The organism is Polaromonas sp. P4_F6, assembly GCF_056401275.1.
Genome location: NZ_JBFUJQ010000002.1, coordinates 242,362 through 263,440 on the forward strand (window position 1 = coordinate 242,362; position 21,079 = coordinate 263,440).

Below are 21,079 nucleotides of genomic sequence, written 5' to 3' on the forward strand. Positions count from 1 at the left end.
CAAAGGCGAAAAGCCGCGATGAACGCTCCCCTCCCCCTCAAAATCAGCCGCGATGCCGCGGCCCAGGCTTATGACGACGTGGCCCGCGTCAGCAATGAAGTCGCCGGCCGGCTGGCCGCGCGCCTGGCCGCCGAAACCCAGGGCGAGGTGCTGTTCTCGCCGGCGGACCGCGGACGCTATGCCACCGATGCATCCATCTACCAGGTCACGCCCGTGGGCGTGTTTGTGCCGCGCACCGATGCCGACGTGAAGACCGCGCTGGACATCTGCCGCGACCTGCAGGTGCCCATCGTCCCGCGCGGTGGCGGCACCAGCCAGTGCGGGCAGACGGTGGGCGCGGGCCTGGTCATCGATCACGCCAAATACCTTCGAAACATCCTGGCCGTGGACCCGGGCGAGCGCACGGCCGAAGTCCAGCCCGGCATCGTGCTGGACCACCTGAACGCCTCACTCAAGCAACACGGCCTGTGGTACCCGGTGGACGTGTCCACCAGCGCGCAGGCCACATTGGGTGGCATGGCCGGCAACAACTCCTGCGGCAGCCGCAGCATCGCCTACGGCAACATGGTGCACAACGTGCTGGGCGCCAGCGCCTGGCGCTCCGACGGCAGCCTGCTGGAACTCGGCCGCTATGACAAGGCCGGTGGCGCCGCGCGCGAACTGGGCGACTATGTGAAGGCGCTGTCCGACCAGCTGCGGCCCGAGCTTGAGGCGCACTGGCCCAAGGTGCTGCGCCGCGTGGCCGGCTACAACCTGGACATCTTCAACGACCAGAACGAGAAGCCCTATACCCAGGACGGCTCGGTGAACCTGGCCCACCTGCTGGTGGGCAGCGAAGGCACGCTGGCACTGACCAAATCGCTCACGCTGCGCCTGGCTGAGCTGCCGCGCACCAAGGTGCTGGGCGTGGTGAACTTCCCGACCTTCTACAAAGCCATGGACACGGCCCAGCACATCGTGAAGCTGGGCGGCGACGGCACGCTGAGCGCGGTCGAGCTGGTGGACCGCACCATGATAGAGCTCTCGCTGCAGAACCCGGCCTTCGCGCCCACGGTGCGCACCGCCCTCATCGGCCAGCCCGACGCGATTTTGCTGGTGGAGTTCTCGGGCAATTCCAAGGCCGAACTCGCGCCCAAAATGCGCCAGCTGGTCGAACTCATGGGCGACCTGGGCCTGCCCGGCTCGGTGGTCGAGATGATGGACGACGCGCCGCAGAAAAACCTCTGGGAGGTGCGCAAGGCCGGCCTGAACATCATGATGAGCCTCAAGGGCGACGGCAAGCCGGTCAGCTTTATCGAGGACTGCGCCGTGCCGCTGGAGCACCTGGCCGAGTACACCGACGCGCTGACGCAGGTATTTCGCAAATACGGCAGCAAGGGCACCTGGTATGCCCACGCCTCTGTCGGAACGCTGCATGTGCGGCCCATATTGGACATGCGGCGCGAGGGCGGCGCCAAGATGCGCGCCATCGCCGAGGAGGCCTCGGCCCTGGTGCGCCACTACAAGGGCGCCTACAGCGGCGAGCACGGCGACGGCCTGTGCCGCGGCGAGTGGATTGAGTGGCAGTTCGGCCCCAAAATCAACGAGGCTTTTGCGCAGATCAAGAACTACCTGGATCCGATCAACCTGCTGAGCCCGAATCGCATCATCAATCCGCCCAAGATGGACGACACGCGGTTGATGCGCTTTCCGCCCAGCTACAAGGTGATACCGATCAAGACGGCGCTGGACTGGAGCGCCTGGAACGTGCAGAACGACCCGGTGACCGAGCAGACCAGTGAGCCGGGCACGGGCGGCGACCCGGCCCAGGGTTTTGCCAAGGCCGTGGAGATGTGCAACAACAACGGCCACTGCAGAAAGTTTGATGCCGGCACCATGTGCCCCAGCTACCGCGCGACACGCGACGAAAAACATTTGACGCGCGGGCGCGCCAACACCTTGCGCCTGGCGCTGTCGGGCCAGCTGGACGGTTTAAAAGCAGAAGATGCCTTTACGAGCGAGGCCGTGCAGGAAGCCATGGACTTGTGCGTGGGCTGCAAGGGCTGCAAGCGCGATTGCCCCACCGGCGTGGACATGGCCAAGATGAAGGTGGAGTTTTTGCACCACTACAAGGCCAAACACGGCTATACGCTGAAAGACCGGCTGGTCGCCCACCTGCCCGATTACGCGCACTGGGCCAGCCGCTTCGCGCCGCTGCTCAACCTGCGCGACAAGGTGCCGGGCCTGGCGGGCTGGAGTGAAAAGCTGCTGGGCCTGTCGGCGCGCCGCACGCTGCCGCAGTGGCACAGCAACACCTTCTGGAAGCGGCTGGGCGCACAGGCTGAAGCCGGCGCAGCGCCACAGGGCCGTCTCCACACCGCGAGCCGCGAAGAGGTGCTGGCCGCCGCCAGGCCCGTGGTGCTGTTCGTGGACACCTTCAATGGCTATTTCGAATCGGAAAACGCGCTGGCCGCGCTCACGGTGCTGCAGGCGGCCGGCTACACGGTGCATGTGGCGGCCAAAACCACGGCCGACGGCAAAAGCCTGTGCTGTGGTCGCACCTACCTGGCCGGCGGCATGGTCGACAAGGCCAAGGCCAAGGCGCGCGAGGTGGTGGGCGCCCTGCTGCCCTTTGCCGAGCGCGGCATCGCCATCGTCGGCCTGGAGCCCTCCTGCCTGCTGACGCTGCGCGACGAGATGCTGGTGATGGGCCTGGGCGAGGCGGCTCAAACCATCAGCCGCCATGCGCTGCTGCTGGAAGAATTCCTGGCGCGCGAGGCGGCGGACGGCTTGCTCGAGACGCTCAAGGGCCGGCTCAAGCCCATGGCCCGGCCCATTCTTCTGCACGGCCATTGCCACCAGAAGGCCTTTGGTGCGGTCAGCCCCATCCTGGACGTGCTGAGGCTGATCCCGGGCGCCAAACCCGAACTGATCGAATCCAGCTGCTGCGGCATGGCCGGCAGCTTCGGCTACGAAACCGGCCACTATGAGGTGTCGATGCAGATGGCCGAATTGAGCCTGCTGCCAGCGGTGCGCAAGCAGCCCGATGCCATCGTGGTGGCCGACGGCACCAGTTGCCGCCACCAGATCAAGGACGGAGCGCAGCGCGAGGCCATCCACGTGGCGGTGCTGCTGGCGCGGCAGTTGCAGGCTTAGGTCTCGTCCCCGAGCGCGGCCCGGGCACTTTCGGGCCGCTTCCCGGCCGCCGCGTGGGAGCATGTCAGAATAGCCCGCAAATTATTCCAACAAGGAGGGCTTTCATGAACCGTTTGTGGATGCGCATCTGCGCGCTGGCTGTCTGTCTGTCCTGCGCCACAGCCATGGCGCAGACCCTGTCGAAAGAAGAAAGCGAAAAGATCTGGGCCGAGGGCCGTGCCGCCGCCAAGGAAGGGCCGCAGGACATCGCATTGGCGAGCCAGGCCGTGCTCAAGCTGCCCGCCGGCCGCATCTTTGTGCCGCAGCCCCAGGCGGGCAAGCTGCTCAACGCCATGGGCAACCCGGGCACCGACTCGCGGCTGCAGGGCCTGGTGTTCCCGGCCACGGGCGACAGCTGGTTCATGACGGTGCGCTTCGAGGCGGCCGGCTATGTGAAGGACGACGATGCCAAGGACTGGAACGCGGACGAGCTGCTCAAAAGCTACCGCGAAGGCACCGAGGCCTCGAATGCCGATCGCAAAAAAATGGGTTTCCCTGAAATCGAGATCGTGGGCTGGGCTGAAAAGCCGGCCTACAGCGCCGCCACCCACCGCCTGGTCTGGGCCATGTCCAGCAAGGACCGCGGCGCGCCCGCCGGCGCGGCGCAGGGCGTGAACTACAACACCTACGCACTGGGCCGCGAAGGTTACTTCAGCATGAACCTGGTCACGGCGCTGGCCGACCTGCCCAAGGACAAGCCCGCGGCGGCGGAGCTGCTGGCGGCCCTGCAGTACGACGAGGGCAAGCGCTACGCCGACTTCAATTCCAAGACCGACAAGGTGGCCGAATACGGGCTGGCCGCGCTGGTGCTGGGCGTGGCCGCGAAAAAACTGGGCTTCTTCGCGGTGATTGCGCTGTTTTTCGCCAAGTTCGCGAAGGTGATCGTCCTGGCCCTGGCGGGTTTGGGCACGGTGTTCGTGAAGTACTTCAAGCGCAAGCCGGCCCCTGTGCCTGCGCCTATGCCGGTGGTCAGCCGGGCCGAGCAGGACACCGTGCCCGCCGCGTTCGGCGGCGGCGCACCGGACGTGCCGCCCGCGCCACCCAAAGCCTGAGCGGCGAAGCGGCATGGCCAAGCTCCTGTTGCTGCTTTTCACGGGCGCCAAGTTCGGCAAGCTGCTGCTGACCGGCGGCAGCATGCTGGTGTCGGTGTTCGCCTATGCGCTGCTGTTCGGCTGGCGTTATGCGGTGGGCTTTGTGCTGCTGCTGTTCGTGCATGAGATGGGCCACTACATCGCCGCCCGGCAGCGCGGCCTCAATGTGGGCGCGCCCACCTTCATCCCCTTTGTGGGCGCCTGGGTCGAGCTCAAGGACATGCCGCACGACGCGGAAACCGAGGCCTATGTGGGCCTGGGCGGCCCGCTGCTGGGCACGGTGGGCGCGCTGGCCTGCTACTTCCTGGCGCGCGACCAGGACAGCAATCTGCTGCTCGCCATCGCCTATTCCGGCTTCTTCCTGAACCTCTTCAACCTGATCCCGCTGTCGCCGTTTGACGGCGGGCGCATTACCGCCGTGCTGTCGCCGCGCATCTGGCTGCTGGGGGTGCCGGTGCTGGTGGCACTGTTCTTCTGGCGGCCCAGCCCCATGCTGATCCTGATGGCGCTGCTGGCCGCGCCGCAGCTGCTCAAAGCGATACGCTACAAATCGGACAGCGAAGAGGCCCAGACTTACTACGCGGTCAGCGCGGCCACGCGTTTCGAGTATGGTTTTTATTACCTGGCGCTGGCAGGTTTCCTGGCCGTGATGACGCACGACGTGCATGAAATGCTGCGCGGCGTGGGCGCCGTTCGTTAGGCGCGTGTGGCGGGCGCTTCAGTCCGGCACGAACCTGGCGTTGAAGCTGGCTTCGTCTTCGGCCAGCTCCAGCGTGACCAGCTGGCCCATGCGCATGTCGGCCAGCCGGCAAGCGCCGAACAGGCTGTATTTGCCTTTGAGCTGGTAGCTTTCCATGTCGATCAGCATGTAGGAGTGCGGCACAAACACCTGGTGCAGGAAAATCGTGCGGTGCCGGTTGCGCGGCGATGGAAAGAGCTTGTAATGCTCGGTGGTGATGCTTTGTGCGGCCATGGTGGAGTCAGGAAGCGGGTTGCCCGGAATGGCGCCCTACCCCGACTGTAAGCTCTAGCCCTGCCGATTCCTGTTTTTTCAACGCCCTTTTCGCATGGATACCTATGACCGAGCGCCATCCCACTCCCGGTAAAGAAGAAATCGCGCTGCTCGAGCCCTTCGAGCGGCTGGGCCTGGACCAGATCGAAGTCGTGTCCACAGCCGAGCGGGCAGCCCAGGCCCTCAAGGACCTGACCGGCGCCACCGTGCTGGGCTTTGACACCGAGTCCAAACCCACCTTCGCCAAAAATGAGGCCTCGGATGGGCCGCACATCGTGCAGCTCGCGACACTTCACAAGGCCTGGATCTTCCAGCTTGAAGACGCCGAATGCCGGCGCGCCGTAGGCCTGGCGCTGAGCTCACCCGCCGTGATCAAGGCCGGCTTCGGCCTGGGCGACGACCAGCGCCGCATCATCCGCAAGCTGGGCACGGACCTGCAGGGCGTGCTGGACCTCAACGTGGTGTTTCGCGAGCGCGGCTACCGCAAGGACATGGGCGTGCGCGGCGCCGTGGCCGTGATGTTCAACAAGCGCTTCCTCAAGTCCAAGAAAGCGGCGACTTCCAACTGGGCCAACGAAAGGCTCACGGAGGCGCAAATCATTTATGCGGCCAATGACGCCTATGGGGCGCTACGGGTGTACCTGGCGCTGGGGTTGGGTTGACGCAAGCAGGCCGACACCATCGATGCGGGCCCCCACCCCTTACATTAATCTCATCAAGGAAATTCTCATGAAAAAACCGTTCTTGTTGTCTTCGCTGCTGCTGGCCGGCGCCCTGCTCTCCGGCTGTGCCGCGGAACTGCTCAGCAATAGCGAAAAGCTGATCATCGTCAAAGGCCGCCCTTCACAGCTGCCCGACGCCACCGAGATCGCCGAAACCGAATGCCAGAAGCGCGGCGGCCGGCATGCCCGCCTGATCACCAAGCCGGCTGAAGGTCAGTACGGCTTTGAGTGCGTGCGCTGAGGCGGCTCGTCTCCCACCCTGCCCAGAGCTGGCGGCTCAGCTGTTCTGCAAGGCCGACCCGGCCCAGCGCAGAAAGCCCTGTCCCGCCGCGGTAAAACGCGCGTGCGCGCGCAGCAGTTCGAGCCCTTCGCGCGCCTGCGCCCGCAACTCGCTCAGGCGGATTGCGGCGTCGCACCGCGCCGCGGCATCCAGCTGGGGTTCCCGCAGGTAGCGAACCAGCGCGATGACGCAATGCAGGTGTACATACACCCCCTCGAAGATGCCGACCACCGGGCGCGGGTCGGTGCGCCAGCCGACCGGAAAACGCGCGCCGGTCTGCACAGGCTGCAGCAGCGGAACGGCTTCCTCGACATAACGCAGCTTCACGTGGCTGTGCTCGTGGACCAGGCTTTCGAGGGTGCGCAGGGTGCTGGACGGGTGTATCCATGCCGCCCCCTGCATGGAAGAGATCGTGAACCCTTCCATCTGCCAGCCCGGCGGCGGCAGGCGCGGTACCACCACGCGCATCATGCAACGCCAGTCCTCGTACTCCTCGGGCCAGGCCGACAAAAGGGCCTGCGCCGCCTCCACGATGGGGCGATGGCGGCCCTGCGGATAGGAGCGTTCGCGCGCGTCGGTTTCCTGTTCGCGCACGGTGCTGCCGCGCTCGGGTGTGCGGGTCTCGTCAAGCGACACCCGCAGGCCCGGCAGATCATTGCGGACCACGATGTGGGACCGCGGCAGCAGGGCCTGCGGCGCGGCAAGATAGGAACTCAGGGTCTGGCCGCCCGAGGACGGCCGGCTCAGGTGGACCCACGCGCCTTTACGCCGGCATAACCAGGCGCCGTCGGCATGGCCGGCCGGCAGTTCGACGCTGCCGGCGCAATCCCAGGTCTCGATGCGGCCGCCGCGTGACATCAGCACCCTGCTGCGCGGTGACATCTCGGTGAACCCCGGCACATAGTTGGCAACCGACGCGAGCAAGGGCTCGACCGCCGGTAGCGGCGCGCCCGCGATCAGCGCGCGCCCGGTCGCATGCAACCAGCGGCGGTACAAAGGCGAGGAGCCGATGGCGATGCGCTCATGCGGCAGCAGGGCCTGCAGGTCGAGCACCGCCTGTTCCCAGCGCTCGCGATGCGCGGCCAGCGCCGGTGAAGCCCGAACGATCTCGGCCAGGGCCAGAAAGTCGTCCAGGCGGCCTGCGGCGGATTCATGGACCAGGTCGGCCGTGATAACGGCGTCCGGCATCAAGGCCAGCTCGACAAAGTCGGCGCACTGCAATTCAGGCTTGGCTGCCTGCAGCGGCGGCATTTTCCGGGTCATTGTGGGCATGGCTACCTCGCGGTTGAAAGGAAGATTCGATAAGGCCGAGCGCGGCGTCAAAAAAATACATCTGGTCCGCGCACAGCACGGACTCGCGCGGCGTGATGCCGCCCTTCACATCGCTGCGGCCGGGAAGGAAGCCGCCGCCGCAGATCAGGCGGTGGCGGCAGCCGGAGCATTTCAGCGGAAGTTCGGCGCGCAGGTCGAGGAGCCGCGCGAACAGCGGGTCGCCGGCCAGCGCGGCGATGCCGTCCGTGGCTATGTGGAAAGATGTGCCGGCCGAGCCGTCTGCGGCCACACGCAGGTAGTCGGGGTATTCGTAGCTGCCGTCGGTATTGACGACGAACATGTTGTAGCTGTCGTTCACCAAGGCGTCGATATGGCCCTGCCCTCCCAGCGCGACGTGAAGCAGGTTGTTGAAGAGCCGGATGGTGATGCCCGGATCGTCCAGCGCCCACCAGGCGCGAAACAATTCGGCATACCAGGCGCCGTAACGCGGCGCGGCGGCATAGGCCTTTGACGCCCCCAGCGGCCACGGAGGATGGCGCCAGTTGAATTCGATGGGCCACAACACGTCGACCTTGGAAACCGGCAGGCTGCGCACCCAGGCGAGGAACTCCGCCGGAGGCAGCGAAGGGTTGGCAACGGCCAGAAAGCCGCCTATCAAACCGCCGTCGCCGCCCGCCAGCATGCGCTCGACGTTGGCCATGACACGCGCATAGGTGCCGCGGCCGAGCTTGTCCACGCGCGCGGCATCGTTCACCTCGCGCGGGCCGTCCAGGCTGACGCCCAGCGACACGCGGTGTTCGCGAAAAAGGGCAAGCAGTTGCGGGGCGATCGGCTGCACCAGGTTGGTCTGTACCGCAACGTCGAGATTCCAGCCCTGTTCGCGGCGCCGCGCAATCTGCGAAAGCAGTTCGGCAAAACTGGCGTCGGGCCAGAGCATGGGTTCGCCGCCATGCAGGACGATGGAGAAGGGCTCGGGTTCACCCCGAGGGTGGTAGTCGCAGATGCGGTCCAGCAGGCGCAAGGCCGTAGGCAATGCCATGCGTGCCGGCATGCGCTCGAACGTGCGGTCCGCCTGGTTGAACATGTAGCAGTAGCTGCAATCGATGTCGCACACCGCGGTCAGTTTGATGATGGCCGAACGAAACATGGGAACAGGCGAGTAAAGGACCGGAGCCGGAACGGGGCGCGCGAAAAAATATCCGCGCGCCCCGCGGTGGCTAGCCGGCTGTTACCACTTCAGGCCGAACACGATGCTGATCGCCGCCGGATTGAAACCGGGCCGGCCCGCAAGCTGGGCGATGGCGGTTTCCAGGATGCGGCCTTCGACGACCTTCTGGTTGAGCGAATTCACGTCGCCTTTGAAATTGGACGTCAGGTTACGCGACAAGGTGTGGGCTTCCGCGTTATTCGAGGTGGTAGGCATAGGATTTTCCTTGTAGGTTGGTTAGTTGAAAACTTCCACTTCAAGTGACGGTTCGGGTGCCCGCGAGACAACCGGACGGAACAAGCCCTGCTTCCAGACGAACGCGGATCAACCTTGCCGTCCCGGCGGATGCTAGCCAGTCCGGGCGGCAAAGAACAGGCCAAAGCGGGCCGGATTCGGGAAATCCGACAAACATCTACCGCGCACAGACAATTCGCGCGGCCTCCCCAGGCGAACTCGAATACCTTTCAACGTCTTCACAAGAGTTCGGCAAGCCGCCAGCGAAGTTTTCGAGGAGGGGGAACGATGCCAGAAAGCGCCATCAACAAACACCATCGCATCCCGGCGCCGCACTCCGGCTTCGGCCGGCGGGTTCGATGCCGTCCGAGACCAGAACAAACAAGGGAGAAAGCCGTATGGATGAACGCCTGACGGTCCGCCTGCACAAAATCCTGAGGGCCCCCTGGGCCATTCCACCGGTGGACTGTTACCGCGTGATCGGAACCGTGCACCGCGGTATGGAGTTCGGTTTTCTGGCCATTGCGCGCGACGGCGCCTACTTGCAGGTCAATGGGTCCATCGTTCAGCGGCTGAACCGCGGCGACGTCGATGCCGCCATCAGCAGCGCCGAGCACCTGTTCGCCGCCAGGCCGGTGCAAGCCCCGGCAGCGGCGAATGTCGCCGGAGCGGTGACGGTCATACGTAAAAAAAGGCGCATGCCTGCCGACGCGGGTGTTGCGCCCTGAGCCCGCGCTCCGATGACTAGAAGTCCCCGGACGCGCCGTGGGCCAGGCTCTCGAACTTGGTGATGCGGTTGATAAAGGCCAGCTTCACCGTGCCGGTGGGGCCGTTACGCTGCTTGCTGATGATGACCTCCGCGACACCGGGCTCCTTGCAGGCCTCTTTGGTGTAGTACTCGTCGCGGTAGATGAACATGATGATGTCGGCGTCCTGCTCGATGGCGCCGGACTCGCGCAGGTCGCTCATCATGGGGCGCTTGTCGGTGCGCGACTCGACGCCGCGGCTGAGCTGCGACAGCGCAATGACCGGGCACTGCAGTTCCTTGGCCAGCATCTTCAGGCCACGCGAGATTTCGCCGACGGCGGTGGCGCGGTTCTCTTCGGCCATGCCGCCGGAGACGCTCATCAGCTGCAGGTAGTCGACCACGATCAGGCCCAGCTTGCCGCACTGGCGGGCCAAGCGGCGGGCATTGGCGCGTAGCTCGCTCACGGTCAGGCCCGGCGTTTCATCGATGTGCAGCGAGACGGTGCGCAGCTTTTCAATCGCTTCGGTCAGGCGCGGCCACTCTTCATCGGTCAGTGCTCCGGTGCGCAAATGGGTCTGGTCGATGCGGCCTATGGAGCCGACGATACGCACGGCGAGCTGGGATGCACCCATTTCCATGGAAAACACCGCCACCGGCAGGCCTTCGTTGAGCGCGACGTGTTCGGCGATGTTGATGGCCAGCGCGGTCTTGCCCATGGAGGGGCGCGCCGCCAGGACGATCAGGTCGCCGGCCTGCAGGCCTGACGTCATATGGTCAAAATCCCTGAAGCCCGTGGGTACGCCGGTGACGTCCTGCGGGTTCTCGGCCATCTCGGTCACGCGGTCCAGCAGGCTCACGACCAGCGTGTCCATGCTCTGGAATCCTTCCTTCATGCGCGAGCCCTGCTCGCCGATCTTGAAGATCTTCTGCTCGGCCTCGTCGAGGATGGTGGCGACGTCCTTGCCCTGCGGGTTGAAGGCGTTGGTGGCGATTTCGTCGGAGGCCGACACCAGCTTGCGCAGGATGGAACGCTCGCGCACGATCTCGGCATAGCGGCGGATATTGGCGGCGCTGGGCACGTATTGCGCGAGTGAATTGAGGTAGCTCAGGCCCCCTACTTCGTCGGCCTTGCCCTGGTTCTGCAGGTATTCGTAGACCGTGATGATGTCGGCCGGCTTGTTCGCGTTGATGAGTGCGCCCACGGCGGCGAAGATCAGCTTGTGCTCGGAGCGGTAGAAATCCTCGTCGACCAGCAGGTCGCCCACCCGGTCCCAGGCGCCGTTGTCGAGCAGCAGGCCGCCCAGGACGCTGGATTCACCCTCGATGGAATGCGGCGGAATGCGCAGCTGGGCGATCTGGCGGTCGGGGCTGTAGCCGGGATCGTCATAGGTGGAAAGTACGGCGGACATGGGTTTCCTTGGGAGAGGGTGAATGGTACGCCGTGGGCGCAAAACACCGCGGGATAAGGCTGTGGATAACCGGGGGAAATCGGGTGGAAATGGACCGGGAAGGTGTGCACAGCCGGGGGATGCGGCCGGGCATGAAAAAAGCCGCTCGGCGAGCGGCTTTTTTCGTGAAGGGAAAAAGCGCTTAAGCGGTTTCGCCGTACACGGTCACGGTGATGTCCACAGCCACATCGGTGTGCAGGGCCACGGTCACGGCGTGGTCGCCGACGATCTTCAGCGGGCCGTTGGGCATGCGGATTTGCGACTTCAGCACGGGGAAACCCTGTTTGGTCAGCTCGGCCGAGATGTCGTGGTTGGTGACGGAGCCGAACAGGCGGCCATCAACACCGGCTTTTTGCGTGAGCTTGACGGTGGTGCCGCTCAGCTTTTCGCCCTGGGCTTGCATTTCGGCCAGCTTGGCGGCGGCAGCCTTTTCGAGTTCGACGCGCTTGGCTTCGAATTCGGCCTTGTTGGCTTCCGTGGCGCGGCGTGCGCGGCCCGAAGGGATCAGGAAGTTGCGTGCGTAGCCGTCTTTGACCTTGACGATTTCGCCGAGGTTACCGAGGTTCACGACTTTGTCGAGCAGAATGATTTGCATGGTCGCGCTCCTTACAGGGTACGGTGCTGGTCGCTGTAAGGCAGCATCGCGAGGAAGCGAGCGCGCTTGACGGCGGTGTTGATCTGGCGCTGGAAAATCGCGCGCGTGCCGGTCAGGCGTGCGGGAATGATTTTTCCGTTTTCGGCAACGAAATCGCGCAGAGTGTCGATATCTTTGTAGTCGATTTCTTCAACGCCAGCGGCTGTGAAGCGGCAAAAACGCTTGCGCTTGAACAGCAGGGATTGGGTATTGCGCTTGGGGCGCTTGTCTTTGTTGAAACGTTTTGGTCCGGCCATGATGGACTCCTTAAATGGGGTTCGGTACTTGCTCTACCTTGTGCAGAGCTTGAATATGGAAAACAACACCTTTGCTGGTGCGCGCATTGATGAGGAAACCGGTGAACCTGAAGAGCTGGCCTAAGGGTGACTTGGCTGATTGCTCAGCCAGCGCTCCGAAGGCAACCGCCCTGACCGTCAACTTGACCTGTCTGGTGATTCCGGCTTCGACGACTTCGGACTCGTGTTCGAGGACGAAATTGGCGGCGGGGATTCCAGCGGGCGTGTAGCGAAGAGGACTTGCCTCGGCGATACAGGCGGTCAGTTCAACGTGGTTCACTGCGGGCTTTTGCTCAATGGCAGCTGCGCGGCAGCGAGGCGTTCAACAGCATGGTGGCAATTAAGCCGCATACTCCTGCTGTTGGGCTTTACGGGCTTCTTCCCTCTCGACGTTGCGCATCATGAGGGACGGGCCGGTTTCGGCCTTTTTCTTGACCACGGTCAGGTGGCGCAGCACGGCATCGTTGAACTTGAACGCGTGTTCGATTTCTTCCATCACGGCCTGGCTGGCTTCGATGTTGATGCAGAGGTAGTGGGCTTTCGCGAGCTTCTGGATCAGGTACACCAGCTGGCGGCGGCCCCAGTCTTCAACACGGTGCACTTTTCCGCCGCCGGCGGTGATCATGCCCTTGTAACGTTCCAGCATGGCTGGGACTTGCTCGCTTTGATCCGGGTGGATCAGCAAGACGATCTCATAGTGACGCATAAACTCTCCTTGTGGTTGATAAAAGCTGCCCCAGCGTCGTTAAGGGTGCAGCAAGGCGAAGCCCAAGAGTATAGCATGCCCCCACGCTCCCCCCGCTTCGTGTGGGTCGCTGCCCCCGAGGGGGCCGCCCGCCTGTGGCCCGGCAAAGCCGGTTCCACGGCTCATGCTGGTAAAGACGGGGGATCAGGCAGGCTCTGCCCATTTTTTGGGGAAAGGCCCTAAAAACCGCCAAAAAACCCTCGAATAACCGCTCCGGCCGGGTTTTAGAGGCGTTTTAGGTCCGGATACCGGATGTATTCGACCAGCTCCTGGATTTTTTGGCTGGGCGCCGGGGTGAGCAGGCTCACCAGCACCATCACGGCAAAACCCACAGGCACGCCGAACAGGCCGGCCGAAATCGGGTCTATGCCCCACCACAGCTGCACCGGCGAACTGATGCCGAAGGTGGCGCGCAGCCAGGGCTGGTTGGTGAACATGTAGTAAGACGTCACGCCCAGGCCCGACACCATGCCCAGGACGGCGCCCATGCCGTTGGCGCGCTTCCAGAAGATGCCCAGGCTCAGCGCCGGGAAAAAGGAGGCGGCGGCGAAGGAAAACGCCGCCGACACCAGGAACAGGATGTCCGCCGGCTTTTGCGCCGCCACATAGGCCGCCAGCAGGGCCACGATGAGCAGCAGGATCTTGGACACCGTGACCCGGCTCACGGTGGAGGCGTTGGGATCGATCATCTTGTAATAGAGGTCGTGACCCAGCGCGTTGGCGATCGTCAGCAGCAGGCCGTCGGCGGTCGACAGCGCCGCGGCCAGCCCACCGGCCGCCACCAGGCCCGAAATGACATAGGGCAGGCCCGCCAGCTCGGGCGTGAGCAGCACGATGATGTCGCCGCCTATGGTCATTTCGTTGAGCTGCAGGATGTTGTCGCGGTTGATGTCGGCCACCGACAGCAGGCTGGCGTCCACCCGGCTCCAGGCGCCGACCCAGGACGGCAGCTGGTCAAAACGCGTGCCGACCAGCACGGTGAAGACTTCGTACTTCACCAGAACGGCCAGGGCCGGCGCCRTGAAATACAGCAAAAAGATGAAAAACRGCGACCAGGTGACCGACTGCCGCGCCTCACGCACGCTGGGCACCGTGTAGTAGCGCATCAGGATATGCGGCAAGGCGGCCGTGCCCACCATGAGGCAGAACACCAGGGCCAGGAAATTGCGGCGCGAGGTATCGTAGGCCTCCTGCTCCCGGGGTGTGCCCTCGGGGTCGCCCGAGAACTGCGCAGCATGGGCGGGCATGCCGTTGAGCGGCTGGGTCTTGACCTCGGCTGCGGCTTTGGCCGCCGTCCAGGCCTTGACGGCCGCCGCCTCGTCCCTGGGCATGGCAGCCAGGGTCTTGGCCGCCGAGGTGATTTCGGCCACCGAGGCATTGCCGCCCTTGAGCTGCTCCATGCGTTTGGCGGCGGCCAGCTTGTCGGCGGCCAGCGCCTCGGCCGGGTGGACCAGCTTGCCGGACAGCGCCTCGGAGCGCTGCCGGAACAGCTCACGCACCTGCAATTCCTTGGGATCCGCAGCCAGCTCTTTTTCCTTGGCGCTGACTTTCTCCAGCTGCAAGCCATACACCAGTTGCGGCACCGGAACCCCGGTCTGCTTGACCGACAGCCACACCACCGGGATCAGGTAGGCCACCACCAGGATGATGTACTGGGCCACCTGCGTCCAGGTCACAGCGCGCATGCCGCCCAGGAAGGAGCACACCAGGATGCCGCCCAGGCCCAGGAAAATGCCCAGTTCGAAGGCGATGCCGGTCAGGTAGGAGGTGATCAGGCCCACGCCGTAAATCTGCGCGACCAGGTAGGTGAAGGAACACAGGATGGCCGCCCCCACACCAAGCAGGCGCGGCAGCTTGCCATAGCGCTCCCCCAGGAAGTCGGGAATGGTGAACTGGCCGAACTTGCGCAGGTAAGGCGCCAGCACCAGCGCGACCAGGCAGTAGCCGCCGGTCCAGCCCATGATGAAGGCCAGGCCGCTGTAGCCCGTGAGGTAGAGCGTTCCGGCCAGCCCGATGAAGGAGGCGGCCGACATCCAGTCGGCGCCGGTGGCCATGCCGTTGTAGACCGCCGGCACACGCCGGCCCGCCACATAGTATTCGCCGGCGTCGGTGGTGCGGCTCATGATGCCTATGCCCGCGTACAGGCCTATGGTGGCCAGCAAAAAGGCCGTGCCTATCCACAGGCGCGGCAGGCCCATGCGCTCCAGGCCCGCGAGGATGAGCACGAACACCACCAGGCCCACGGTGTACCAGCGGTAGACGCGGTTGAGCTGCGCCTTGAACTGCTGGCTGGACAGCATGACCCCGTCGCGTGAACCGAAGAAGCCGGCCATCTAGTCCCCGTCCGCCACGTCGTGTTCGATGTCGAGCCGGTTCATATACCAGGCATAAAAGCCGATGATCAGGCAGTACACCAGCAAAGCGCCCTGCGCGCCCACCCAGAAGCTGAAAGGCCAGCCGAAAAACCGGAAATTCAGCGCGCGCGCGAAGTAGCTGACACCGAAGGTCACGCTGAACCAGAGCAGCAGCAGCAAGGCCGTCACCACGAGAGTCTTGCGCCAGTAGCGGCGGTGGCTGTCAGCGGGCTGCATGGCCTGCCTCACCGGTGGCTCCCCTGCCCGCCTGCAGTGCCGCGGTGTTTTCGCGTTCCAGCTGCGCGGCCACGCGCGGTTCGAAACGGCGCAGGTGGGCGATGACCTTGCGTGCCTTGTCCGGCTCGCCCAGCGCCAGCCAGACCTGCGCGAGCCGGTACCAGCCATAAGGCCCCAGCGGCTGCAGCGCGGTGTTGCGCTCCAACGCCTGGGCGGCCTCCTGCCAGCGCTGCTGGTGGATACGCACCAGCGCGAGGCCGTACCAGGCCCGGTCCAGGCGCGGGTCCAGCGCCAGCGCGCGCTCGAAGGCGGGGCCAGCCTCCTCATGGCGCCCGGCCTGCTGCAATACATAGCCCAGGTTGAACCATCCCGCGGCCTGCTGCGGCCAGGCGTCGGTCAGTTGCCGCAGGCTGTCAATCGCCTCCTGCGTAAGCTGCAGCTGCGCCTGCACATGACCACGGCTGGCCAGGGCATAAGGGTCGGCCGGCCGCAGGCGCAACATCCTCGCGAACTTCGGCAAGGCGGCCGCGCGCTTGCCCGCCGCGAGCAGCAGCAAGGCCTGCGCTTTCAGCAAGTGGTACTGCAGGGCGGGTGCAAGCGGCAGGCTCATCTTCATTTGCACAGCGCCACCCCGATTTCCAGGCAGATGCGGACTTTTGTGATGGCCGCCGCAAGCCAGACCAGCGCCAGCACCAGGAAGGCCACCAAAGGCAGGTGGCGGTCGAGCACCACGGGTGGGGCGATCCAGCGCACCGCCCTCACCCAGGGCCGGCCCAGCAGTTCCAGCAGGCGGTAGAACGGGTTGCCGCCGCGCCCCGCACCAGCCAGCATGCCCAGCACCCATTGGCCGGCCAGCGCGAGCAGCGCAATTTCAGCTAGCAGTTTGGCGGTGATGGCGACGGCAAGCATGGCTGATGGCAGACAGGAAGGGCAGTGCCTCCGATTGTCATCGGAGGACTTGCCAATTGCTTACCGCGGGGGCGTCGGCCACCGGGGGTTTTCCCTCGGTGGGCGCGGCAGGCCTGGCTCAGCCGGCCAGCTGTTTCCAGGTGTCCATCACCGTGTCGGGGTTCAGCGAGATGGAGCCTATGCCCTGCTCCTTGAGCCACAGGGCGAAGTCGGGATGGTCGCTGGGGCCCTGGCCGCAGATGCCGACGTATTTGCCGGCGCGCTTGCAAGCGTTGATGGCCTGGCTCAGCAGGGCCTTCACCGCCGGGTCGCGTTCGTCAAAGTCCTTGGCCAGGATGTCCAGGCCCGAGTCGCGGTCCAGACCCAGCGTGAGCTGGGTCAGGTCGTTGGAGCCTATGGAGAAGCCGTCGAAGTACTCGAGGAACTGGTCGGCCAGCACCGCGTTGCTGGGCACCTCGCACATCATGATGATCTTCAGGCCCTGCTCGCCGCGCTTGAGGCCGTGTTTGGCCAGCAGCTCGGTCACGGCCTTGGCCTGGCCCAAGGTGCGCACAAAGGGCACCATGACCTCGACGTTGCTCAGGCCCATGTCGTTGCGCACGCGCTTGAGCGCCTCGCACTCCATCGCGAAGGCCTCAGCGAAATCGGGGCTCAGGTAGCGTGCCGCGCCGCGGAAACCCAGCATGGGGTTTTCTTCCTCGGGCTCGTAGCGCGAACCGCCTATCAGCTTGCGGTACTCATTGGACTTGAAGTCCGACAGGCGCACGATCACCGGCTTGGGCCAGAAGGCCGCGCCTATGGTGGCGATGCCTTCGGCCACTTTGTCGACGTAGAAGGCGCGCGGCGAGGCATGGCCGCGGGCCACGCTTTCCACGGCTTTTTTCAGGTCGGCGTCGATGTTGGGGTACTCCAGGATGGCCTTGGGGTGCACGCCGATGTTGTTGTTGATGATGAACTCCAGACGCGCCAGGCCCACGCCGTGGTTGGGCATCTGGCAGAAGTCGAAGGCCAGCTGCGGGTTGCCCACGTTCATCATGATCTTGAGGTTGATGGGCGGCATGGTGCCGCGCTGCACCTCGGTCACCTCGGTTTCGAGCAGGCCGTCATAGATGTTGCCGGTGTCGCCTTCGGCGCAGCTCACCGTCACCAGCATGCCGTCTTTCAACGTCTCGGTAGCGTCGCCGCAGCCGACCACGGCCGGAATGCCCAGCTCGCGCGCGATGATGGCCGCGTGGCAGGTGCGCCCGCCGCGGTTGGTGACGATGGCGCTGGCGCGCTTCATCACCGGCTCCCAGTTCGGGTCGGTCATGTCGGTGACGAGGATGTCGCCGGCCTGCACCTGGTCCATGTCCTTGATGTCGTGCACGATGCGCACCGGGCCGGTGCCGATTTTCTGGCCGATGGCCCTGCCCTCGGCCAATACCGTGCCGGTGCCCTTGAGCTTGTAGCGCTGCTCGGCCTTGCCCTTGGCCTGGCTCTTCACTGTCTCGGGGCGGGCCTGCAGGATGTAGAGCAGGCCGTCGGTGCCGTCCTTGCCCCATTCGATGTCCATGGGACGGCCGTAATGCGCCTCGATGATGAGCGCGTAGCGGGCCAGTTGCTCGACGTCGTCGTCGGTCAGCGAATAGCGGTTGCGCAGCTCCGTCGGCACGTCGGTGGTCTTGACCAGCTTGCCGCCGGCTTTTTTCTCTTCCGGCGTGGCGAACTCCATCTGCAGCAGCTTGGAGCCCAGGTTGCGGCGGATCACGGCGCGCTTGCCGGCTTTGAGCATGGGCTTGTGCACATAGAACTCGTCGGGATTGACGGCACCTTGCACCACGGTTTCACCCAGGCCGTAGCTGGAGGTGATGAAGACCACGTCCTCAAAGCCGCTTTCGGTGTCTATGGTGAACATCACGCCGGCCGCACCCTTGTCGCTGCGCACCATGCGCTGGATGCCGGCGGACAGCGCCACGTCGGAATGGGCAAAACCCTGGTGCACGCGGTAGCTGATGGCGCGGTCGTTGTAGAGCGAGGCGAACACCTCTTTCATCTTGTGCAGCACGTCCTCGATGCCGACCACGTTCAAAAAAGTTTCCTGCTGGCCGGCAAACGACGCATCGGGCAGGTCCTCGGCCGTGGCCGAGGAGCGCACCGCAAAGCTGGCCTGGGCGTTGCCGGCGCTCAAGACGGCAAAGCTGTCGCGCACGGCTTTTTCCAGGTCGGCCGGGAAAGGCTGGGCCTCGACCAGCGCGCGGATCTTGGCGCCGGCGTCGGCCAGGGCGCGCACGTCGTCGGTGTTGAGCGCGTCCAGCACCCCGTTGATTTTTTTGTCCAGCCCGTCATGGGCCAGGAACACGCGAAAAGCGTGGGCCGTGGTGGCGAATCCGGTGGGCACCCGCACGCCCTCGGGGCCGGTGGGCAGTTGCGAGATCATCTCGCCGAGGCTGGCGTTCTTGCCGCCAACGGCCTCGACGTCTGTCATCCTCAGGTTTTCAAACGGTACGACCAGGGCGGTCGCCTCAAACAGCTTGGACATGAAAATACTCCGGGAGGTTTAAAAACCGGGGAATTCGCCATGCGCGGCAGGCAACCTTGTTGTTGTTCTAGGGGGTTGTGGCGGGGCATGGCGTGGCAAACTGGATAATTGGCCCAATTGTAGGGGCCCGCCGCCGGATGCGCCGCGTCAGGCTTTCACCCAGCTTTCAATCAGCCAAATACCCACCATGTCCCAACGCACCGTGTTTTTCATCTCCGACGGCACCGGCATCACCGCGGAAACCTTTGGTAACGCCATCCTGGCCCAGTTTGAATTCAAGCCGCGCCACGTCCGCCTGCCCTTTATCGACAGCGTGGACAAGGCCCACCAGGCAATACGGCAGATCAACCACACGGCCGAAGTCGAGGGCAAACGGCCCATCGTCTTCACCACGCTGGTCAACATGGAAATCCTGGCCGTCATCAAAACCCATTGCAATGGCATGCTGCTGGACATGTTCGGCATGTTCGTGGCGCCGCTGGAGGGCGAGCTGGGCATCAAGTCCAACCACCGGGTGGGCCGGTTTTCGGATGCCTCCAAGAGCAAGGAATACGACGACCGCATTGAGGCCATCAATTTCTCGCTGGCGCACGACGACGGCCAGAGCAACCGCGACCTGGAAAATTCGGACGTGATCCTGGTGGGCGTGAGCCGCAGCGGCAAGACGCCGACCTCGCTCTACCTGGCCATGCAGTACGGCCTGAAAGCCTCCAACTACCCGCTGATTCCCGAGGACTTCGAGCGACGGCAGCTGCCGCCGGCGCTGGTGCCGCACCGCAAGAAGATCTTCGGCCTGACCATCGCGCCGGAACGCCTGAGCCAGATCCGCAACGAACGCCGGCCCAACTCGAAATACGCGAGCCTGGAGAACTGCCGCGAGGAAATCCACGAGGCCGAGGCCATGATGCGGCGCGAAGGCATACGCTGGCTCTCGACGACCACCAAGTCGATCGAAGAGATTTCGACCACCATCCTGCAGGAAATCCGGCCGGAACGGCTCGAGTACTGAGCCGGGCGGGTAGTCGGCCGGCCCCTGACCGGGGTTCATGCGTCCAAGCAGCGGGCAGCGTCGATACGCAGTTCCCGCAGCGCACAGGCCGAAATGAAACCCGCTGTTACGCTGTTACTTAGGGCGAACCGGCCTGCGTCCTGCGATAGCGGCTGGGATTGGCGCCCGCCGACTTGCGCATCAGGCGCCGTAAGGCCGTCGCGTCCTCATAACCCACCTGCCCGGCCACCTGTTCTATGCTCATGCGGCTGGATTCAATCAGCATGCGGGCGCGGTTGAGCCGCACGCTTTGCACCAGCGCCAGCGTGCTCTGGCCCGTGGCCTCGCGCACACGGCGCGACAGGGTTCGCTGCGACATCGCGAATTCGCCGGCGAGTGCCTCGACGCTGGGTGGCTGTGGCAGGGCCGATTCGATGCGCGCCATCAGCCGGGCCACGAGTTCGTTGCCGTTGGAGAGCATGGCCGGCAGCACAAAAGGCGCCTGCGCCTGCCGCCCATCTATCAGCAGGATGCGCCCCACCGCATCGGCCAGCCCCGCGCCGAACTGCGTGCGCAGCAGGTGAAGCATCAAGTCTGTCTGCGCGAAAGCGGCGCCCGCCGTGCTCACGGGGCCGTCGGCGCACACCATGCGGTCGGCGTCCACGATGCAGCGTGGCTCCAGCCGCCGCAGCTCGGCCGCCATCCACCAGGACGTCGTGGCGCGGCGCCCGGCCAGCAGGCCTGCCGCTTGCAGCAAAAACACCGCCGAGCAGGAAGCCGCGACACGGCCGCCCCGCGCCGCGTGTGCGGTGACGGCCTGGATGGCGCGCTGCGCATCCGCGCCCGCCAGCCCGGCCGCGACCGCCTGGGCGTTGTCCAGGCCCAGCCCCGGGATGATCCAGGTCGACGTGTCGGCGCGCCGGCGTCTGGGCAGGGCCACGGTGTCCAGGCGCATGCCGCTGCTCAGGGGCACGGCGCCGCCGGAGGGCGACAGCACGCGCCAGCCGGGGCGCGCCAGCTTCAGCCGCGGCGCCAGTGTGGCCGCCGCCTGCAGCACGTCGAGCGTGGCGGCCACGCTGGCCGCGAAAGACCCGGGCAGCACCAGGACGGTGAAATCGGTCATTGACTGAAAAAGCTTTAAAGATGTCTAAACAGACACTCGCAGTTTAGCCGCCGGCCGCGTCCAATGCAGGCTTTCCACCCCGAAAAC

The 21,079-nt window shown here is 65.0% G+C and carries 22 protein-coding genes; 7 read left to right on the plus strand and 15 right to left on the minus strand.

The window, feature by feature from the left end:
- Positions 1-18: 18 nt before the first annotated feature.
- From AC1DUN_RS07030 to AC1DUN_RS07040, 3 genes are all read left to right on the plus strand, one after another.
- Entirely contained in the window at positions 19-3,135 is a 3,117-nt protein-coding gene (locus tag AC1DUN_RS07030; RefSeq protein WP_477713340.1) for an FAD-binding and (Fe-S)-binding domain-containing protein, read from the plus strand.
- 104 nt (positions 3,136-3,239) lie between these two features.
- Positions 3,240-4,226, plus strand: coding sequence for a DUF2167 domain-containing protein (locus AC1DUN_RS07035; RefSeq protein WP_477713341.1), 987 nt, complete (start codon positions 3,240-3,242; stop codon positions 4,224-4,226).
- 13 nt (positions 4,227-4,239) lie between these two features.
- Positions 4,240-4,965: a site-2 protease family protein gene (locus tag AC1DUN_RS07040; RefSeq protein ID WP_477713342.1), complete on the plus strand. Its 726-nt coding sequence runs from the start codon at positions 4,240-4,242 to the stop codon at positions 4,963-4,965.
- Between the two features lie 18 nt (positions 4,966-4,983).
- On the opposite strand, the gene AC1DUN_RS07045 is transcribed toward AC1DUN_RS07040, so the two are convergent.
- Positions 4,984-5,238 carry a hypothetical protein gene (locus AC1DUN_RS07045; protein WP_477661999.1) on the minus strand — a complete coding sequence of 85 codons (255 nt, stop codon included), beginning with the start codon at positions 5,236-5,238 and terminating at the stop codon, positions 4,984-4,986.
- Between the two features lie 104 nt (positions 5,239-5,342).
- Between AC1DUN_RS07045 and AC1DUN_RS07050 the strand changes: the two genes are divergently transcribed.
- A complete protein-coding gene (locus AC1DUN_RS07050) occupies positions 5,343-5,939 on the plus strand; it encodes a 3'-5' exonuclease (RefSeq protein ID WP_477713343.1) in 597 nt (198 codons plus the stop codon).
- Positions 5,940-6,006: 67 nt separating this feature from the next.
- Positions 6,007-6,240, plus strand: coding sequence for a hypothetical protein (locus tag AC1DUN_RS07055; protein ID WP_477713344.1), 234 nt, complete (start codon positions 6,007-6,009; stop codon positions 6,238-6,240).
- A 36-nt stretch (positions 6,241-6,276) separates the two neighbouring features.
- Here AC1DUN_RS07055 and AC1DUN_RS07060 read toward each other — a convergent pair whose 3' ends face one another.
- The 3 genes from AC1DUN_RS07060 to AC1DUN_RS07070 form a co-directional block, all read right to left on the minus strand.
- Positions 6,277-7,551 carry an aKG-HExxH-type peptide beta-hydroxylase gene (locus tag AC1DUN_RS07060; RefSeq protein ID WP_477713345.1) on the minus strand — a complete coding sequence of 425 codons (1,275 nt, stop codon included), beginning with the start codon at positions 7,549-7,551 and terminating at the stop codon, positions 6,277-6,279.
- Positions 7,502-8,698 (minus strand): radical SAM protein, encoded by a 1,197-nt coding sequence (locus tag AC1DUN_RS07065; RefSeq protein ID WP_477661996.1) that lies wholly within the window; start codon positions 8,696-8,698, stop codon positions 7,502-7,504. The genes AC1DUN_RS07060 and AC1DUN_RS07065 overlap by 50 nt, the downstream gene beginning before the upstream one ends.
- An 81-nt stretch (positions 8,699-8,779) precedes the next feature.
- Entirely contained in the window at positions 8,780-8,974 is a 195-nt protein-coding gene (locus AC1DUN_RS07070; RefSeq protein ID WP_007871063.1) for a hypothetical protein, read from the minus strand.
- 416 nt (positions 8,975-9,390) lie between these two features.
- Here AC1DUN_RS07070 and AC1DUN_RS07075 point away from each other — a divergent pair, with 416 nt between their 5' ends.
- Entirely contained in the window at positions 9,391-9,720 is a 330-nt protein-coding gene (locus AC1DUN_RS07075; protein ID WP_477713346.1) for a hypothetical protein, read from the plus strand.
- Positions 9,721-9,736: 16 nt separating this feature from the next.
- Here the strand turns inward: AC1DUN_RS07075 and dnaB are convergent, their stop codons facing one another.
- The 10 genes from dnaB to ppsA form a co-directional block, all read right to left on the minus strand.
- Positions 9,737-11,149, minus strand: coding sequence for a replicative DNA helicase (gene dnaB, locus AC1DUN_RS07080; RefSeq protein WP_074574908.1), 1,413 nt, complete (start codon positions 11,147-11,149; stop codon positions 9,737-9,739).
- A 181-nt stretch (positions 11,150-11,330) separates the two neighbouring features.
- Positions 11,331-11,783: a 50S ribosomal protein L9 gene (rplI, locus tag AC1DUN_RS07085; RefSeq protein ID WP_007871075.1), complete on the minus strand. Its 453-nt coding sequence runs from the start codon at positions 11,781-11,783 to the stop codon at positions 11,331-11,333.
- 11 nt (positions 11,784-11,794) lie between these two features.
- Positions 11,795-12,079: a 30S ribosomal protein S18 gene (gene rpsR, locus AC1DUN_RS07090; RefSeq protein WP_007871078.1), complete on the minus strand. Its 285-nt coding sequence runs from the start codon at positions 12,077-12,079 to the stop codon at positions 11,795-11,797.
- A 10-nt stretch (positions 12,080-12,089) separates the two neighbouring features.
- A complete protein-coding gene (priB, locus tag AC1DUN_RS07095) occupies positions 12,090-12,398 on the minus strand; it encodes a primosomal replication protein N (RefSeq protein WP_477713347.1) in 309 nt (102 codons plus the stop codon).
- Between the two features lie 60 nt (positions 12,399-12,458).
- The gene (gene rpsF, locus AC1DUN_RS07100) at positions 12,459-12,824 is read right to left on the minus strand and encodes a 30S ribosomal protein S6 (RefSeq protein WP_007871089.1); all 366 of its coding nucleotides are present in this window, start codon (positions 12,822-12,824) and stop codon (positions 12,459-12,461) included.
- 263 nt (positions 12,825-13,087) lie between these two features.
- Positions 13,088-15,196 (minus strand): sodium:solute symporter family protein, encoded by a 2,109-nt coding sequence (locus AC1DUN_RS07105; protein WP_477713348.1) that lies wholly within the window; start codon positions 15,194-15,196, stop codon positions 13,088-13,090.
- A complete protein-coding gene (locus AC1DUN_RS07110) occupies positions 15,197-15,454 on the minus strand; it encodes a DUF4212 domain-containing protein (RefSeq protein WP_477713349.1) in 258 nt (85 codons plus the stop codon).
- Positions 15,441-16,064: a tetratricopeptide repeat protein gene (locus tag AC1DUN_RS07115; protein WP_477713350.1), complete on the minus strand. Its 624-nt coding sequence runs from the start codon at positions 16,062-16,064 to the stop codon at positions 15,441-15,443. Before AC1DUN_RS07115 ends, AC1DUN_RS07110 begins: the two co-directional genes overlap by 14 nt.
- 2 nt (positions 16,065-16,066) lie before the next feature.
- Positions 16,067-16,363 carry a hypothetical protein gene (locus AC1DUN_RS07120; protein ID WP_477713351.1) on the minus strand — a complete coding sequence of 99 codons (297 nt, stop codon included), beginning with the start codon at positions 16,361-16,363 and terminating at the stop codon, positions 16,067-16,069.
- Positions 16,364-16,481: 118 nt separating this feature from the next.
- Positions 16,482-18,881, minus strand: a complete 2,400-nt coding sequence (ppsA, locus tag AC1DUN_RS07125; RefSeq protein WP_477713352.1) for a phosphoenolpyruvate synthase — start codon at positions 18,879-18,881, stop codon at positions 16,482-16,484.
- Between the two features lie 187 nt (positions 18,882-19,068).
- Here ppsA and ppsR point away from each other — a divergent pair, with 187 nt between their 5' ends.
- Positions 19,069-19,890: a posphoenolpyruvate synthetase regulatory kinase/phosphorylase PpsR gene (ppsR, locus tag AC1DUN_RS07130; RefSeq protein ID WP_477713353.1), complete on the plus strand. Its 822-nt coding sequence runs from the start codon at positions 19,069-19,071 to the stop codon at positions 19,888-19,890.
- Positions 19,891-20,008: 118 nt separating this feature from the next.
- Here ppsR and AC1DUN_RS07135 read toward each other — a convergent pair whose 3' ends face one another.
- Positions 20,009-20,992, minus strand: a complete 984-nt coding sequence (locus tag AC1DUN_RS07135) for a GlxA family transcriptional regulator (protein ID WP_477713354.1) — start codon at positions 20,990-20,992, stop codon at positions 20,009-20,011.
- Positions 20,993-21,079: the final 87 nt, after the last annotated feature.